Source organism: Pseudomonas syringae group sp. 247E2 (assembly GCF_032587795.1).
Classification (GTDB): Bacteria; Pseudomonadota; Gammaproteobacteria; order Pseudomonadales; family Pseudomonadaceae; genus Aquipseudomonas; species Aquipseudomonas amygdali.
The window spans coordinates 173,880-191,752 of record NZ_JAWHPK010000025.1; the positions used below are offsets into that span (position 1 = coordinate 173,880).

General features: G+C 61.5%; 10 protein-coding genes. 1 reads left to right on the forward strand and 9 read right to left on the reverse strand.

What is annotated here, in order from left to right; translation table 11 throughout:
- Window positions 1-481: 481 nt before the first annotated feature.
- The 6 genes from RYC18_RS21085 to pvdM form a co-directional block, all read right to left on the reverse strand.
- Window positions 482-2,887, reverse strand: coding sequence for a TonB-dependent siderophore receptor (locus tag RYC18_RS21085; RefSeq protein ID WP_316886705.1), 2,406 nt, complete (start codon window positions 2,885-2,887; stop codon window positions 482-484).
- 189 nt (window positions 2,888-3,076) lie between these two features.
- Entirely contained in the window at window positions 3,077-5,308 is a 2,232-nt protein-coding gene (locus RYC18_RS21090) for a TonB-dependent siderophore receptor (protein WP_016982544.1), read from the reverse strand.
- A 307-nt stretch (window positions 5,309-5,615) separates the two neighbouring features.
- On the reverse strand, window positions 5,616-7,292 hold the full coding sequence (locus tag RYC18_RS21095; protein WP_005779979.1) for a cyclic peptide export ABC transporter: 1,677 nt from the start codon (window positions 7,290-7,292) through the stop codon (window positions 5,616-5,618).
- Window positions 7,293-7,362: 70 nt separating this feature from the next.
- Window positions 7,363-8,229 carry a formylglycine-generating enzyme family protein gene (locus tag RYC18_RS21100; protein WP_316886706.1) on the reverse strand — a complete coding sequence of 289 codons (867 nt, stop codon included), beginning with the start codon at window positions 8,227-8,229 and terminating at the stop codon, window positions 7,363-7,365.
- 48 nt (window positions 8,230-8,277) lie between these two features.
- Window positions 8,278-9,558, reverse strand: coding sequence for an aminotransferase class V-fold PLP-dependent enzyme (locus tag RYC18_RS21105; RefSeq protein ID WP_316886707.1), 1,281 nt, complete (start codon window positions 9,556-9,558; stop codon window positions 8,278-8,280).
- Window positions 9,551-10,945 (reverse strand): pyoverdine-tailoring dipeptidase-like protein PvdM, encoded by a 1,395-nt coding sequence (gene pvdM / locus RYC18_RS21110; RefSeq protein ID WP_004667505.1) that lies wholly within the window; start codon window positions 10,943-10,945, stop codon window positions 9,551-9,553. The genes RYC18_RS21105 and pvdM overlap by 8 nt, the downstream gene beginning before the upstream one ends.
- 183 nt (window positions 10,946-11,128) lie before the next feature.
- On the opposite strand from pvdM, the gene RYC18_RS21115 reads away from it, so the two are divergent.
- Window positions 11,129-12,763: a PvdJ/PvdD/PvdP-like protein gene (locus tag RYC18_RS21115; RefSeq protein WP_316886708.1), complete on the forward strand. Its 1,635-nt coding sequence runs from the start codon at window positions 11,129-11,131 to the stop codon at window positions 12,761-12,763.
- Window positions 12,764-13,316: 553 nt separating this feature from the next.
- Here RYC18_RS21115 and RYC18_RS21120 read toward each other — a convergent pair.
- The 3 genes from RYC18_RS21120 to RYC18_RS21130 are packed head-to-tail and all read right to left on the reverse strand — an operon-like array spanning window position 13,317 to window position 17,856.
- Window positions 13,317-14,705: an efflux transporter outer membrane subunit gene (locus RYC18_RS21120; RefSeq protein ID WP_316886709.1), complete on the reverse strand. Its 1,389-nt coding sequence runs from the start codon at window positions 14,703-14,705 to the stop codon at window positions 13,317-13,319.
- 7 nt (window positions 14,706-14,712) lie between these two features.
- A complete protein-coding gene (locus tag RYC18_RS21125) occupies window positions 14,713-16,683 on the reverse strand; it encodes a MacB family efflux pump subunit (RefSeq protein ID WP_316886710.1) in 1,971 nt (656 codons plus the stop codon).
- The gene (locus tag RYC18_RS21130) at window positions 16,684-17,856 is read right to left on the reverse strand and encodes an efflux RND transporter periplasmic adaptor subunit (protein WP_004664641.1); all 1,173 of its coding nucleotides are present in this window, start codon (window positions 17,854-17,856) and stop codon (window positions 16,684-16,686) included.
- Window positions 17,857-17,873: the final 17 nt, after the last annotated feature.

The following is a 17,873-nucleotide window of genomic DNA, read 5'->3' on the forward strand; positions in this document are numbered from 1 at the left end:
GTCTGGTCCGACTATCGTGCGGCGCTCTGCGTCGCATGCAGTTCTGGACGCTCTGCGTCCGGTCTTGAGGTTGCGGCGCGGCACAGATCTGTGACGCAGAGCGTCACGCACGGCATTCCCACGCTGGAGCGTGCGGAACGATAATCCCAGCTATCGTGCGGCGCTCCGCGTCGCATGCAGTTCTGGACGCTCTGCGTCCGGTCTTGAGGTTGCGGCGCGGCACAGATCTGTGACGCAGAGCGTCACGCACGGCATTCCCACGCTGGAGCGTGCGGAACGATAATCTCGACTATCGTGCGGCGCTCTGCGTCGCATGCAGTTCTGGACGCTCTGCGTCCGATCTTGATTGTGCGGCGCGGCGCAGATCTGTGACGCGGAGCGTCACGAACGGCATTCCCACGCGGAGCGTGCGGAACGATGACCCCAACTATCGTGCGACGCTCTGCGTCCGGTCTTGATTGTAAGGCGCGAGCGCGGGCTTCTAAAAATCGCCGCGCAACGTCAGGACGTAGTTGCGCGGGTCGCCGTAGTAGTTGCCGCGGTCGATGTCGCCGGTTGCCTTGTAGTATTTGCGATCCAGCAGGTTGTTGCCGTTGAGGGCCACCGACCAGTGTTCGTCGATCTTCCATGAGGCGCGTGCGTCCCAGATGGCGCGGCCAGGGTTGTCGATGGGCTGGGTCGACTCGTGCTCCGAGTAGCCGCTTTGCGCCGACACACCGCCGCCGACGGTCAGTCGACGCCAGGTGCCGGGCAGGTTGTAGCTGCTGGACAAGCGCAGCATGTGCCGGGGTGTTTCTGCTGAAATCGATTTCCCGTCGCTGCCGCGCGTGAGGTTGAAGGTGTAACCGGCCAGGGTCTGCAAGCCCGGTAACGGTTCACCGCTGATCTCCATGTCGATACCCTTGCTGCGCCGGATGTCGCCATTCACATAGCAGGTGCCGTAAGCGTCGTTGCTCAGGCACTGGCCCGCATTGGCATCGTCCTCGACCGCTACGTCTTTCTGTTTCACATAGAACAGCGCAAAAGATACGTTCAGACGCTTGTCGAACAACTCGCCCTTGATGCCGGTTTCATGGCTGGCACCGATGGCCGGGTCGAGGAATGCGCCGGATGCCGTTCGATAACCGCTCTGCGGCAGGAAGATATCGGTGTAGCTGGCGTACCACGACCAGTCTCGGTTCAGATCGTAGATCACGCCAACGAACGGCGTGACCTGGTTTTCCTCCTGGGCGCGAGTAGTCACGCCTGCGGACTGGCTCTGATAGTCATACCAGCTGACCCGGCCGCCCATGACCAGGCTCAACGACTCGCTCAGGCTCAGGCGCAGGTTGCTGTAAATGCCATAACGCTTGTCGCTGTAGTCGGTGCTGCGCCAGGCTGGACGCGCAGGTTCAGCAATCGCGTCGTGATCGGGATTGAAGATGTCCAGCGGCCGATTGCTGTTGGCGGTGGCATAGCGCGAATCACGTTTTTGCTCAGACCAGTTGCCGCCGATGGTCAACTGGTGGGTCAGGCCAAAGGCGTCGAAACGACCGTCCAGATGGCTGTCGAAACCGTCGCTTTGCAGCGTGTCCGAGCGAAACAGGGTTCTGACCAGTCGTGAACCGCTCTGGGTCGCAGGGTCTATGGCGCCTTGTGCGTAGGCGACTTTCTGATCGAAAGCCCCATCGGAGTGAGTGGCAGACAGTGTGCCGCTCCAGTTTTCGTCAAAGCGGGTTTCCAGTTCGCTGAACACTTCGTCGGTGCGGGTCTGATGACGGTTCCAGTCCTGGGCCAAGGAGGTGGAGCGCGGCAGATCGATGGCCTTGCCGTTGCTGTAGCGGGGCAGGCCGAAAATCGAATAGCCGTGGGTATCCGCGCTTTGATGGCGCAGGCCCAGCGTGAGTGTGGTGTCTTCGCTCAGGTCGGTTTCCAGAATGCCGTACAACAGCGGCGCAGTCTTTTTCAGGCCGTCGATGAAGTATCCACGGTCTTCGTAAGACGTGACAAAACGCCCGCGCACGCTGCCCGAGTCGTTGAGCTTGCTGCTGCCATCCAGATCGACCCGGTACTGGTCCCAACTGCCGGCGCGGGTGGTGATCGAGAACTGCGGTAAGGCGGTCGGCCGTTTGCGCACCAGATTGACCGCGCCACCGGGGTTGCCCGCGCCGATCAACAGCCCGGCAGCACCGCGCAGCACTTCAACGCGGTCGTAGATCTCCGTGTCCGGGGTCATCCAGCCGGTCACGCTGTAACCCTGACCGGCAACGCCATCGATGGTGTAGCTCTCGTCTTCCAGCGCGAAGCCCCGCGAGCTGAACACATGAGAGCCAAAGTTGCGTTGCGAAAAGGTGATGCCAGGCGTCTGCGCCATCACCTCGTCGAGGCCATTGAGGTTTTTGTCGTTCATCAATTGGCGGGTCATGACCGTGACCGATTGCGGGGTTTCGCGCAGCGATTGTGACGTCTTGTTGATGCTCACGCCGGTCGCCGCATACGAGCCGCTGCTCTCGGTGGTGATACCGAACGGGTCGCCCTTGATCGCCACCGGCCCAAGGTTCATGGGGTGCGCGGACGCCGCGCTGCCGAGGGTCAGGGTGTCGGCCTCGAGGTTGTGCGTTACACCAGCCTGTTTCAGCAGATCCGCGACCGCCTGTTCAGGCGTCAACCTGCCGTGCACCGGGCTGCTGAACTTGCCGTTCACATCATCGGAGTTGTAAAGAATTTGCAGGTCGCCCTGGCGCCCCAGCTCTTTAAGGGCGCTGTTCAAGGGTTGTGCGGGGATATCGAAGTCGAACTCTTCAGCCAGTGCCTCGCCCTGAAAAGCCAATGCCAGCACCAGCCCGCCCAGACGCAAGCCAAGCGTTTTCACGCGGCCTGTGCGCAGACGGCTGAAGGGTGTTGGCATGGGAAGGATGGCTCATTGAAATCGAGGGTGCAGGATAAATGCAAATCCCTGTGGGAGCGAACTTGTTCGCGAAGACGGTCGTTCAGACAATGCATTTTCGGAGAACATACTGACTTCTTCGCGAACAAACGAAGCGTCGCCCGGCTCGCTCCCACGGCCTTCGGCCAGAATCAAAAGCCTGGACTCAGATCAGAAATCCCCCCGCAAGGTCAGGACATAGCTGCGCGGTTCGCCGTAGACGTTGGAGCGGTCGGTGGCGATCGAGGTGCTGTAATACTTGCGGTCGAAAAGGTTTTCGGCGTTGAGCGACACCTTCCAGTTCTCGTCCAGTTTCCACGAGGCTCGCGCATCCCAGATGGCCTTGCCAGAAACGCCCAGCTGTTTGTTGGACGGCACTTCATAACCCGAATCTGCCGACACGCCGGTGCCCAGGGTCAGGCGGTTCCATGCGCCCGGCAGGTTGTAGCTGGTGTTGAGGCGCAGCATGTGTTTCGGTGTTTCGTAGGCTACATCTGCATCGCCATTGTTACGCAGCATGTTGAAGGTATAGCCGCCGAATACCTGCAGGCCTGGCAACACTTCACCGCTGGCTTCGACGTCGACACCCTTGCTGCGACTGATGCCGTCCTGCAGGTAGCAGGAGCCGTCGGAGCTGGTCGGGCAGGTCTGAGTAGTGTTCACGTCCAGCGCGGCGACATCTTTCTGTTTGATGTAGAACAGCGCCATCGACAGGTTCATGCGCTTGTCGAACAGTTCACCCTTGAAGCCCGTTTCGTAGTTGGAACCGATGGCCGGGTCCAGCGGCGAGCCGCCTGCGGTTACGTAGTTGGCTTGTGGCGTGAAGATGTCGGCATAGCTGGCGTACCACGACCAGTTGTCGTTGATGTCGTAGATCAGGCCGGCGAACGGAGTGAATTCCTGAGTCTGCTTGGATTCGTAACTGTTGGCTGCGCCGGTTTTGACGTCGTACTTGTAGTCATACCAGCTCAGGCGGCTGCCCAGAACCACGCTCAACGGCTCGCTCAGGTGAATACGCGTGTTGGCGTACAGGCCTGCGCGTTCTTCGGTGGTGTCGATGTCGGTGGTCCAGGCCGGACGAGCTGGTTTGGCGAACGCACTTTGGTTGACGTCGAAAATGTTGATCGCGGATCGGGTTGGTACAGTAGCCTGATGCGTATTGGCGTTCTGTCTCGACCAGTCGGCGCCCAACGTCACCTGATGCTCGAGGCCGAAAGCGTTGAAGTTACCTTCCAGTTGAGTGTTCAAGCCGGTGCTGTCCACTTCGTCTCTGCGAAAAAGTGTGTTCTGGAAGGTCGAGCCCGCCAGCGTCGCAGGGTTGACTGCTCCCCGCGCGTAAGCGATAGCCTGATCAAACCCGCCCTGCGAATACGTCAAAGACGTGCGGCTGGTCCAGTCCTCATTGAAGCGATGCGCGACTTCGGTAAAGACCTCGGTCATGTCGCTTTCAAGACGGTTCCACTTCTGCGCCAGATTGGTCGAGCGCGACAGGCCCAGCGACTGGCCGTTGCTGTAGCGCGGCAGGCCGTAGATCGAGTATCCATTGATGACCTGTTCCTGGCGACGCAGGCTCATGGTCAGCGTGGTGTCATCGCTCAGGTCGGCTTCGACGATGCCGTACAGCAGCGGGGTGCGGCTGTCGCGCCCATCCAGGTACGAACCGCTGTCATCGTAAGCCGCGACCATGCGCCCGCGCAGCGTACCCGAATCGTTGAGCTTGCCGCTGCCATCCAGATCGACGCGGTACTGATCCCACGAACCTGCGCGAGTGGTGATCGAAAATTTGTTGTCGGCGGTCGGGCGTTTGCGCACCAGATTGACCGCGCCACCGGGCTGACCGGCACCTACCAGCAGGCCAGACGCGCCGCGCAATACCTCCACACGGTCATAGATGGCCATGTCCGGCTGCATCCAGCCGGTGATCTGATAGCCCTGGCCGCCAATGCCGTCGACCAGAAAGCTCTCCGCCAGCAGCGAGAAGCCGCGCGAGGTATACACGTGACCGCCGAAGTTACGGTACTGGAAGGTGATCCCCGGAGTGTCTTCCAGAACCTTGCTCAGGCTGTTGAGGTTGTTGTCATCCATGACTTGCCGAGTCACTACGCTCACAGACTGCGGTGTTTCACGCAGCGACTGTGGCGCGCCCTTGCCGATACTTACCGCGCCGGTGGTGTAAGAGCCAGTGCCGTCAGTGGCGGTGCCCAGGTACTGCGAGTCGATCGCGGTCGGGGCCAGGTTGACCGTGCCCGTTGTGGTCGAACCGTCTGCGGCGGTTTCCTGTGCCTGGCTGGCCACCGGCATACAGAGCGCAAGGCCCATGGCCGCCATGGATGGCCGGGAGCGGAACATCTGACTGAGCATCAACGCTTTGCTGAGCGGGGTAAGTCGTGACGGGTTGTGCATGAATTGGCTCTTTCCAGTGGGTATCGGCAAGGAGATTGAGAGCGTTGTTCAAGTCTGCGCAGTCGGGTTCAGCCGTCGACGGGGCAGGCGTGAGCAACTTTTTTATAAGGCGCTGCGCGGGAGATGGCTGTGCACGCAATTCGCTGTTAATGAGAACGAAAGCGAATAACGTTTATTTAATGAATTTTTCACAATTCCGGAAAAAAGATGGCGCTTGGCTATCTGATTAGGGCGGGTATGGCTTCGCCGGGTAAGAAAAAGCCCCGCTCGCGGACTGGCCGGGCGGGGCTTTCGAGGCGTGGATGAATCAGGCCGGAATGGTTTTGTCGTAAGTGTCGTTCTGCACCTTCTCCACCTGAATCTGCCCGGTCTGCATGCGTACCAGTTGGTCGGCGATGTAGAAATAGCGGTCGTCATGGGAGATGACGATGATGGTCTTGCCTTGCTGCTTCAGCTCCGGCAGCAGTTCGGTGTAGAACACGCGCCGGAACGCCGGGTCCTGATCAGCGGCCCACTCGTCGAAGACCAGCACCTGACGCTCGTCCAGCCACGCGTTGATCAGTGCCAGACGCTTGCGCTGACCGGTCGACAGGTCGGTGGTGGTGAAGGCACCGTCCTTTATGCTGACCTTGTGCGCGATGTCCAGCCGCTCCAGGTATTTGCCGGCGTCTTGCGGCAGCGCGGCCTGCCCCTGCAACGGCTCATCAAACAGGTAGTAATCGGCAAAGATCGTAGTGAATAACTGGCGGTAGTCATCCAGGTTTTCCGGGGTGACGGTCTGCCCATTGAGGCGGATTTCGCCCTGTTGCGGCGTGTACAGACCCAGCAGCAGCTTGATCAACGTGGTCTTGCCACAGCCGTTTTCGCCGACGATGAACACGATATCGCCCTGTTTGATGCTCAAATCGACCGGGCCGAGATGAAAGGCGTCGCTGCCCTCGACCGGCGGGTAGTCATAGCGCAGGTTGTGCAGTTCCAGGGTTTGCATATTGGCCAGCGAATTGGGGCGGTCGCTGACCAGCAAGTGGGGTTCGGGGTTGGAAAACTTCCACGACAGTTCGGCGATACGGCGCATGGCGATCTGCGCGCGGCTGATGCCGGGCAGGGCGGTAATCAGGCGTTCCAGCGGGCCTTTCATGTACAGCATCACCAGCACGAAGCCGCCCAGCACGGTTTTTTCAGTGGTCGGCCACATGGCCTGGAAGGCGATGGCGATGCCGATCACGGCAAAGAACAGCATCGAACCGAAGGTTTCCGCGCTGACGAAAATGTTGGCGGCGCGAATGTTCGAGCGGCAGATGTGCTCGGTGGCACCGTGAATCTTCTCGTCGAGCATGTGCTGGCGACGCTTGCGCTGAATGCGCAGCTCCTTGGCACCCGCAGACAGCGCCTGATAGTGCTTCTGCAATTCGTCTTCGCTGTTGCGCGCCGCCAGAATGCTGCGCATGCCGTACGCATGGGCCAGGTACTGCGCGCCGGTGCCGAGCACCACGGTGAGCACGGTCAACGCCAGAATCTGCCAGGACAGCAGTGCCAGATAGGTCAGGCAGCCCAGGGTGACGGTGAACGAGATGACCATCGGTGCGACCGACAGGGCGAAGGTGCTGATGGTGTTGACGTCGTTGAGCAGCACCGGAATCAGACGGTGCGAGCGATAACGCTCCAGTTGCTCGATGGGTGCCACCAGCACCTTGGCAGCCAGCTCGCGGCGCAGGTTGGCGACCACGCGCTGGCCAACGTAGTTGGTCGACAGGTTGGACAGTGTCGAGCAGGCCAGGGTCAGCACACATAACCCGGCGAACAGCAGCGCGGTCTGCGTGTCCGGTCCGCCGGGCATGTTCATCGCATTGTTGATGGTGGCCAGCAGGCCGGTGACGCTCAGACCGCTGACAATCCCCAGCACGGTCGACAGCGCCACCAGCCACCAGAAGGGCTTGAGGATTCTCAGGGTTTCCCGGGCGAGGCTTTCAGTTTTGCGGGTCATGGGTGTGTCTCGTCAGTGTCCGTGAGTGCGGCCCGCGTCTGTCGCAGGCCGCAGGCGCGCATGAAGTCCGTTACAGGTCGCGGGCGACCCGGAAACCCAGCCAGTCGCCGCGTACATCCGGCTGACGGCTGTTGCGGTTGCCGGAGCGGGAGAAGATCGGCGCTTCGGTCCAGTCATTGCCGCGAATCATTTTCCAGGTGCAATCGCCGGCCAGCCACGCGCTGCCGTCAGTGGGTGCGCCGTTGTAGTTGCTGGTCTCGCAATCGGCGGTCCATTCGTAGACATTGCCGTGGGCGTCGTAAATGCCGAAATCGTTGGGGCTGTAGCTGCCAGCGGGCGCGGTGTAGCTGAAGCCGTCTTCCGGGCCGTAGGTGTTGGCGTGTTTGGCGATGCTGTAGGGCTTGCCTTCATCCATCGGGAACGGGAAAGAGCCCTTGCTGCCGCCACGTGCCGCGTATTCGCGCTGCGCTTCGCTGACCATGTGATAGGACTTGCCGGTCTTCTTCGACAGCCATTCGACATAGGCCTTGGCTTCGTTCCAGTCCATGCACACGGCGGGCTGGCGCGCCGTCAGCGGGTAGCGTGGCTTGCCGGCCTTGCACTCGCGGCCAGGGCGGGTATCGCCGTCTGGCATCTTGTAACCGGAGCTCTTGATGTAGGCGTTCCATTCGCCACTCAGTACCTGAAAGCGGCTGATGGCGAACGGTTTGGCGAAGGTCACGTCGTGCAGCGGACCTTCGTCCGGCTGGCGACCCATTTCTTCCTCGGGTGCGCCCATGGTGAAAGTGCCTGCAGGCAGCACGACCATTTCCGGGCAATCCTTGCAGTCCTTGAACACTTTTCCGGGCGCGGGTACTGGCGCGGGCGTGGCGGCGAGGGTGGTGCCGCAGAGCAACAGGCCGAGCAAAGCGGAAAGGGGCAGCAGTGTTTTTTTCATGACGGGTCTCGATAGAAAACGGAAAACAGTGGATTCAGTGCGTGCACGTCAGCTGCGCTGGCTGAGCAGGGCCATGAATCGATCGATTTCGGCCTCGTTGTTCAGCAATCCGGGCGCGGTGCGCACCACCGGGCCGACATCACGGCTCACGGCGTCCACGACCATGCGTTGTTTCATCAGCCAGGCGGCCACCTCGTCGCTTTCCTGGCCCTTGAGCCGGAAGAAACTGAAACCCGCCGACAGTGTCGGGTCCATCGGTGTCACCAGTTCGACGTTGGGCTGCGCCTTGAGGCGCTGCTTGAGGTAGCTGTTAAGCTCGTGAATGCGCGCCTGCACGTCGGCTTTGCCCAGTTGCAGGTGCAGCTTGAACGCCTCGTTCAGTGCCCAGCGGTGTTCGAACGAGTGATAGCCGCCGGGCGTCATGATCGTGCTGAAACCGGTGGCTTCCGAGAACGTCGGGATCAGTGGGGTGAGGTCTTTGACCTGCTCCGAGCGGGCGCAGACAATGCCTGTACCGCGCGGGCCGAACATCCACTTGTGAGTGCCGGCGACATAGAAGTCGCACTTCATGTCCGGGAAATCCAGGTTCTCGACGCCAAACCCGTGTACGCCGTCGACCACATACAGAATGCGGTCTTTGTCGTCACGGTTGCGGTTGTGTTCCTCGACCAGATCGCCGATGGCGCCGATAGGCAATTTCACACCACTGCCGGACTGCACCCAGGTCATGCCCAGCACTCGCGTCTTCGGCTGAATACTGCGCGCAATGGAGCCGATGATTTCGTCTGCCGACACGGTCGCCGGGTCTTTGAACAGGCGAATCTTGCGCACCTGAGTGCCTTCGCGCTGCTGGCGGAATTTGAGGATGTCGCGGGTACAGGAATGCTCGTGCTCGGTGGTCAGAATCTCCTGATCCGGGCGCACATGCAGACCGCCGTAGATGATCGCCAGCCCTTCGGTGGTGCTGCCGGTGAGGGCGATCTGGCCAGGCTGGGCATTCAGGTACTTGCCCGCCCAGACGCGAACTTCATGTTCGCGGCGCTCGGTTTCCCCCAGGTCCCAGTCCATCGCCAGTCCGGGGTTGCGGTCGATGCGCGCGCGATGCTGTTCGATGGCCTCGCGAACCGGAGTGGGGTGCGAGGTGACCAGAAAGTTGGAAAGGTGGACGTAATCCGAGTCCTGATTGAACAGCTGTTTCAAGCGCGCCCATTTGTCTGTGGATGTCGGTGCAGGTGCGGACGCCAGTGCCGTTGACGCAAGACCGGAGCCCAGTGGCAAGGCTGCGGCCAGCACTCCGGCCTGTTTGAGGAAGGTTCTGCGGTCAGTCATGAGCGGTAGCGCCTGATGTTCGGCTAGCGGCATTCGAAAGGTTGGTTTGTTTCGCATCCGGACGCGCCGAAGCCTGCACCTGCTCCCAGACGCGCAGAAAATTGCCGCCCCAGAGCTTGGTGATATCCGCTTCGGCGTAACCGCGCTCGATCAGCTCGGCGGTCACGTTGCGAATCTCGCTGACATCGTTGAAGCCTTTTACGCCACCGCCATCATTGAAATCGGAGCTGATGCCGACATGGTCGATACCAATCTTTCTGACCGTGTAATCGATGGCGTCGACGAAATCCTTGACCGTGGCCTTGGGCTCTTCTTCAAGGATCGCGTACAGCTTGCTGGCGTAGGCACCGAAGCGCTGTTCCGGCCAGACCGTGATAATCGCGTCGCCGGGCATCAGTGCCATGGCCAGGTTGGGCAGTGGCGGCAGGTCGAAGTCCTTGCGCAGGGCGTTGAGCTTGTCCTGAGTCTTCTGGGTCAGCGGCTTCAAATAAGCCGGGAACGCCACGATCTGCACCACGCCGCCACTGCGCTTGATGAGCTGCATTTCCTCGTCGCTGAGGTTGCGCGGGATGTCCACCAGCGCACGCGGGGCCGAGTGCGAGGCGACCATTGGCGTACGGCTCAACTGGCTGACCTGCTCCAGTGCCTTGCTCGACATTTGCGAGACATCAATGATTACGCCCAGGTCGTTGAGGCGCTGCACTGCCTGCTTGCCGATTTCCGACAGGCCGCCCAGCGCGTCGGGCGTGTCGTTTAGAAAGGGCAGGGGGCGTGAAGAGTCGGCCCAGCTGTTATTACCGACGTAACTGAAGCCGAACATGCGCATGCCGCGCGCTGTCCAGTGGTCCAGCAGGCTCAGGTCATTGCCCAGCGGGTAGGCGTTGAGCATGCTGATAAAAATCGCAAACTTGCCCTCGCCGTGCAGGCGGCGCATGTCGTCGGGGGTATAGGCGATGCCGACCTGATTGGGGAAATCCCGAACCATGCCGGTGATGATCTTGTAGCGCACTTCCTGCTGGTGGCGCGCTTCGTCGACAAAGCCGGGTGTCGGGCGATGCGGGGCATTGTCGCCGTTCCAGATTTCCGGCCAGCCGAACACCGTCAGTGCTGCGCCGGACAAGCGCCCGCGTGCGGTTTTCACCAGATCGAACTGGCCCGAACCGTCCTTGTCGGCTTCATTGCCCTCGCTGCCGAATTTCATCGGCACGGTGATGTGGCTGTCGAAGGAAATGATCCGCTCTTGCAGGTCGTCGGCCTGCTTCATGACCTTGACCGGGTAACCGGCAGGCGACCAGTAATTCCAGGCCAGAAAACCCGCGCCTGCACTGATGGCCAGGGCCAGCGGCAGGCCGATGAAGAGAGCCTTTTTCCAACGCGGTCTTGTCATTTCCGTCTCGTTCAGATTAACCGTTGCGCAGCCTGCAAGGGCTGTTGCTATCTGGTGGAGAACGAGCGGATGGGCGAAAAATTTAGCGCCGTATCCTGGATTCGGATGCTGAGCTAAATTTGTCTGCCGGGTTTACGTTCTAGCTTGGATAACGGCTGTCTCGGTGCTGGAACAGGTAGGGTAATGACGATTTCTCGACGAGGGTTCATAGCAGGGCTGGCGCTGACCGGCGCGGCAGTTCCGGCTGCCTATTATGCGCATCGGGAATTCACCCGTGTCGAGGAACCCGTGACACCGGGCGAGGCCACGGCCGGGCCCGCAGATACGTCTACCCAGCGCCTGGCCGACAAGCTGCGCGGGGTATGGACGCTGCGTTTCGAAGGGCGTGATGCCGGGCTGGCCGATGCGCCGCTTGAAGGTCTGGAAATGTTTCTCGACATTGCCCCGCGCGGTCGCGGCCTGCGCGGTTATATCGATACGCCGCAGCAATTGCGCAGCGACGCACAGCCACGCTTCCGGGTGATTGGCGACCTGCAACCGGCCAACGCGGCAAAGCTGTATCTGCGGGTGATGGACGGCCATGCTGGCAATGACCCGCACAGCGACACTGCGGATTACGAATTCAGCCTGACCCTTGATGAAGTCTGGGGCGCGTTCGGCAATGCGGGCAGCGGCACGTTGAGCGGACGTATCGAACGTCTGGACCGGCCGTTGGCCCTGCCGGAGCTGGAAAGCCGCCTGATTGCCATCAAGCAGGTGTTCCCTGAGGCGCGCGAGCGGGTCGGCCTGAGTCCGCCGTTTCTGGCCTGGCTGGTTTCCAAGGAGCATCGCTTGTTTCACCAGCTGTGGCATGCTTCTCGGGACAAATGGCACAAGCTGCCCGAAGACAAGCGCAACGCCCTGCGTGGTATCGGCTGGCAGCCGGGGCCGCGCGAGAAAGAGCGTGATGCGCGTGGCCCGCACAAGGACCGCAATGGTTCAGGTGAAGACTTCTTTTACATGCACCGGCACATGCTGATTCAGGCGCGCAAGATTCAGGACCTGCCGTCGTGGCCGCGGTTTCCGTTGCCTCAGCCTGAGCTGGAGCGTGACCGGTTGGGTTTCGCACGTTATTTCGATAATCACGACGGTTGTTCGCTGCCGCCCAACTGGCTGGCCCAGGGCGATGAGGAATACACGCAACTGGTCAGCGATATCAAAAGCCACGAGACGTTTCACACGCACTTTCAGGTCTGGGAGTCGCAGTACCGCGACCCGCGCTTTCTGTCGAAGCTGACGTTGGGGCAGTTTGGTTCGCAGGTCGAGCTGGAACTGCACGACTGGTTGCACATGCGTTGGGCGTCCGTCGCTCGCGACCCCGCCAACGGCCAGCCGGTGCCCATGGCGCGTCGTTCGGACGACTTCGCCGAGCGCTGGTTCGAGCCGGAAAACGACTTTCTCGCCGATCCGTTTTCATCGCATGTGAACCCGGTGTTCTGGATGTTTCACGGCTGGATCGACGACCGCATCGACGACTGGTTCCGCGCCCATGAGCGCTTTCATCCGGGTGAAGTGAAGCGCCTGGAAGTCAATGGCGTGCCGTGGTTCGCGGCGGGCCGCTGGGTCGAAGTCAGCGACCCGTGGCTGGGGCCGGAAACCCACGGCTGCAGCACCGTGCCCGGGCAGGCGGCAGGCACGACCATGGAAATGGACCCGGAAGTCATGAAGCTTGCGCTGCGTATTACCTTTGCGGCGGATGACAAATTGAGCAACCTGCTACGCCGCGTGCCACGCAGGCCGTGGTATGCGCGCAATCTGTTGCCGGACAGGTGGTTTTAGCGAACGGTCGTTGAGATGATCGTTCCGCACGCTCCAGCGTGGGAATGCAGGTCATGACGCTCTGCGTCGCAAAGAGGACGCGGAGCGTCCCGAACGGCATGCGACGCAGAGCGTCGCACGATAATTGAGTTATCTGCGCAGACCGACGCAGAGCTTCAGTACGATAGTTGGGATTATCGTTCCCTACGCTCCAGCGTGGGAATGCAGGTCACGACGCTCTGCGTCGCAAGAGGACGCGGAGCGTCGCACGATAATTGAGTTATCTGCGCACACCGACGCAGAGCTTCAGTACGATAGTTGGGATTATCGTTCCTCACGCTCCAGCGTAGGAATGCAGTTCTCGACGCTCTGCGTCGCAAGAGGACGCAGAGCGTCGCACGATAATTGAGTTATCTGCGCAGACCGACGCAGAGCTTCAGTACGATAGTTGAGATTATCGTTCCCTACGCTCCAGCGTGGGAATGCAGCTCTCGACGCTCTGCGTCGCAAGAGGACGCGGAGCGTCCAGACCTGCATGTCGACGCAGAGCGTCGCACGATAGTGGATCGTGCGCTCAGCGCACCTGCCAACCCCCGCCCAGCGCTTTGTACAGTGCGATGCTCGCCTGCAAGCGTGCCAGCCGTAACTGCACGCTCACGTCCTGCGCCTGATACAGCGTGCGTTGGGTTTCCAGTACCGTCAGTAAGTCCTCGGCACCTTCTTCATAGCGGCTCTGGGCGATGTTGAAAGCGGTTTGCGCCTGTTTGAGTTCTTCTTCGTGCCAGTAGCGTTGCTGGTCCAGGCCTTGAATGCTGTTCAGGGCTTTTTCGACGTCGGCGAAGCTGTTGATGATCGCTCCGCGATAGGTTTCCAGCAGCTCTTCCTGACGAGCTGTGGCCCTGTCGCGCTCGGCAGCCAGACGGCCATTATTGAAGATCGGCCCGACCAGACCGGCAGCCAGGCTGCTGAACGGTGCGCGCAACCAGTCTTCGGCGCGGGTGGCTTCGGTGCCGAGCCTGGCGCTCAGGGTCAGCTTTGGCAGCATGGCAGCGCGCGCCACCGTGACATTGGCTTGCGCCGCGGCCAGTTCAGCTTCGGCTTTGGCCAGATCCGGGCGGCGGGTCAGCAGTTCGCTGGGCAGACCGGGGCCGATGTCCGGCCAGTTCAGGGTGGCGAATGCCTGATCACCGAGGTTCAGATTCTGTACCGGCTGGCCGAGCAACGCTGCCAGGCTGATCAACTGCTCGTTGGCCAGTTGCTGAACGCGTGGCAGTTCGCGCTGCTGGGTCGCGACCAGGTTTTTCTGCTGCGCCAGTTCCAGTGCAGTGGCCGAACCCGAGTCGTAACGGGTCTGCACCAGCCTCAAAACGCTTTGCGCGTTGGCCAGGTTCAGCTCGGCAATCCGGCCTTGCTCGCGCGCCGCGAGGGTTTGCGCATAGCGGTCAGCGACGTTGCCGAGCAGGGTCAGTTCCACTGTCGCCTGATCGAATTCGCTGGCCCGCATGCTTTGTAGCGCACTGTCGCGTCCGGCGGCGATACCGCCCCAGAAATCCACTTCATAGCTGGCGGTCAGGTCGCTGGTGAAGTTGTTGGTGTTGTTGTCGTCGGAAGGGTTGGCCTTGCGGTCGCTGTTGCGCACGAACTTGTTGCGTTCGCCGCGCAGGTCAAAGGCCAGCTCCGGGAGCAAAGGTGCGCCGCCAATGATGGCGGTGGCCTGCGCCTGACGCACACGCGCCATTGCTGCAGCGACTTCGTGGCTGTCGCGACTGGCCTGTTCGATCAGGCGATTCAATTGCGGGCTGCCGAACTGCTGCCACCAGCGGGCGTCGCTGCGCTGGGCGGCAGCGCTCTGGGCAAACGCCCAGCGTGCAGGTGGCTGAATGCCGCTGTCCAGGCGCGGAGCCGGGGTATTGCAGGCGGTCAGTAACAGGCAGACGGTCAAAAGGGAAAGGCTCGGCTTCATTGATTGTTCATTCACTGGTAAGGGCCGCAACCGGGTCGAGCCGGGCAGCTTTGCGGGCAGGCATGAAGCCGAAGATCACGCCGGTGACCAGTGCGCAGGCAAACGCTCCGGCCACTGCCGGCACGGTGAACGCAACCGCCACCTTGCTCAGCAACAAGGCTGCGCCCATGCCCAGCGCCAGCACGACACCGGCCAGCCCGCCGACCACGGAAAGCATCACCGCTTCGGTGAGGAACTGCCGCAGGATGTCGCTCTGCCGAGCGCCGGTGGCCATACGGATGCCGATTTCACGGGTGCGCTCACGCACGGTCATGAGCATGATGTTCATCACGCCGATGCCGCCGACCAGCAACGAGATCGCCGCAATCGAGCCGAGCATCAGCGACAGGGTGTTCTGGGTGCGTGCTTCAGCCTGGATCATCGCGGCGTTGTTGGTCAGCTCGTAATCCTGCTTGCCGTTATGCAGGCGTTGCAGCAGGTTGCGTATTGCTTCTTCGGCGTGTTTGACGTTGTTGGCATCACGCGTAGCGATGGTGATGTACTCGGGGTCCTGCGAGCCAAACAGACGGATGCTGGCTGCCGAGTAGGGAATGGCGATGCGGTTGTCGCTGTCCAGGTCACCGGAAGTGGCACCTTTTTCCTCAAGCACGCCGACCACCTGAAACGGCACGTTTTCGATCAGGATGTACTGGCCAATAGGGTCGGTATGCTCGCCGAACAGTTTCTGGCGAACTTTGTAACCAATCACTGCCACGGCGGCAGCACTTTGCTCATCCGCTTCGCTGAAATAACTGCCTTCCACCACCGGCCAGTTGAAGATCGCCGGAAAGTGCGTGTCGTTGCCGCCGACATAACTGGAATGATCGACGTTGCCGTAGCGCACGCCGGCCTGTCCGCCGTTGACCGGCATGATCATTTTTACCTCGGGCAGTTCGCCCAGCGCCGCGACCTCTTCAAGCGTGATGATGCCCTTGGGTGCACGCGGGTTGGGGGCCTTGCCGTTGAGGTAAATGATGTTGGAGCCGAACGAGGACATCTGTGCCATGACCTGGCGCTTGCTGCCTTCACCGACCGCCAGCATGACCACCACCGATGCAACGCCGATGACGATACCCAGCAGCGTCAGCGCGGTACGAAAGCGGTTGATCCACATCACCCGCCACGCGGCCTGAACCGCGTCGAGCAGTTCGCCTTTCCACGCCCCGCCACTGCCGCTGCCTTCACTCAGACGCTTGCGCAGGTCGACGGCCTGTAGCGCAGCGGGGTTGGCTGAACGTGGCGCAGACAGATCGCATGCGGTATCGCTGACCACCAGGCCGTCACTGATCTCGATGACCCGTTTGGCGCGGGCTGCGACTTCCCGGTCATGGGTGATCAGGATCACCACATGGCCCTGGCTGGCCAGTTCGTCCAGCAGCGCCATGACCTCGGCACCGCTGTGGCTGTCCAGCGCACCTGTGGGTTCGTCGGCGAGGATGATATGCCCGCCATTCATCAAGGCGCGGGCAATGGACACCCGTTGCTGCTGGCCACCAGACAGCTGGTGTGGCCGGTTGCCGGTGCGCGACCCCAGGCCCAGCCGGTCGAGCAGTGCGGCAGCCCGGGCGTGGCGCTCTGCGGCGGGTGTGCCAGCGTAGATGGCTGGCATTTCAACGTTTTCCTGTGCCGAGCCGGAAGGGATCAGGTGGTAGCCCTGAAACACAAAACCGAATGCCTCGCGGCGCAGCCAGGCGAGTTCGTCGCTGCCCAGATCGGCGACGTTTTCCCCGGCGAACAGGTATTCACCCGAGGTCGGGCGATCGAGGCAGCCGAGGATGTTCATCAGTGTCGACTTGCCGGAACCGGAGGCGCCGACAATCGCTACGAATTCCCCGGCATGGATCGATAAATCGATGCCACGCAGAACGTTGACCAGCGGGCTGTCGCCACCGCCGTAGGATTTGCGGATGGCGCGCAGGTCGATCAGCGGCGTTTGCATTCAGCCCCCGCTGCCGACAGAAGCCGGCACCAGCAGGCGATCACCTTCATTCAAACCGTCGAGCACCTGCACGCGCAGGCGGTCGCTGATGCCGGTGCGTACCTGACGGTTTTGCACTTCGCCATTGGCGGACAGCACCTGCGCGATCTGCACATCGGCCTGAGGACCGTTCTGCAAGGCTGCGAGCGGGGCGGTCAGGGTGTTCTGCGCGCTGCCGGCGACGAAGAATATCTGTGCGGTCATTTCTGCCATCAGTGCCTGGTCGCTGTTATCAACGTCCAGCAGCACGGTGTACAGCACAACCCGACCGCCGCCGCTCTTGCGCGCACTGCTCGGACTGCCGCCGCCCTGATTGGCTTGATCAAGCGGTCTGGGCGGCACTGGCAGAATTTGCCGCACCGTGCTGCTCCAGCGCCGATTGCCACCGCTGAGAGTGGTGAAGTAGGCCGTCATGCCGGGTTTGACATGGCCAATATCAGCTTCCGAGACTTCGGCCCAGACGGTCATGGGCGACAAGCGGGCGATGCGCAGAATCAGCGGCGTCTGCTGTTGCGCGTTCAGGGTCTGACCTTCGCGCGCATCCAGTGCGACCACCGTGCCGCTCATGGGGGCGTAGATGCGCGTGTAGCCCAGCGCCGCCTCGTCACTGCGCAGCGCCGCCTGAGCTTCCAGGATCTGTGCCTTGAACATGTCGACCCGTGCCTGTGTGGCACGAAATTCCGATTCCGCAGCCTGCACGTCTTCGGCACGCGTGGCACCGCCCGCCGCAAGGCGTTTCTGACGTTGTTGCTTCTGTTCGGCCAGCTCGTGCAGCGCCCGCTGTTCCTGAAGCTGGGCCTTGAGGTTTTCGATGGCGTAACGCGCGGCGTCCAGCCTGGCTTTTTGTGTCGACGGATCGATTTCGACCAGCAAGTCGCCTTCCTTGACCTGATCGCCGACCTGCGCGTGGATTTTCATGATCTGCCCGGTGGCCTGCGAGCCAACGTCCACATAGCTGCGCGGCTGCAAGGTGCCCAGTGCGGTCACGCTGTTTTCGATGTTGCTGCGGGTCACCGTCACGGTCGCTGCATGACCTTTGCTGTCGGGCATGATCTGCCAGGCACACACGGCGATGACCGGGAACAGGCACAGCGCCACGAGAAGGGCGCGTCGAGGAGGGCGAGAGCGTTTCATGCAGGTTCCTGGGGTGG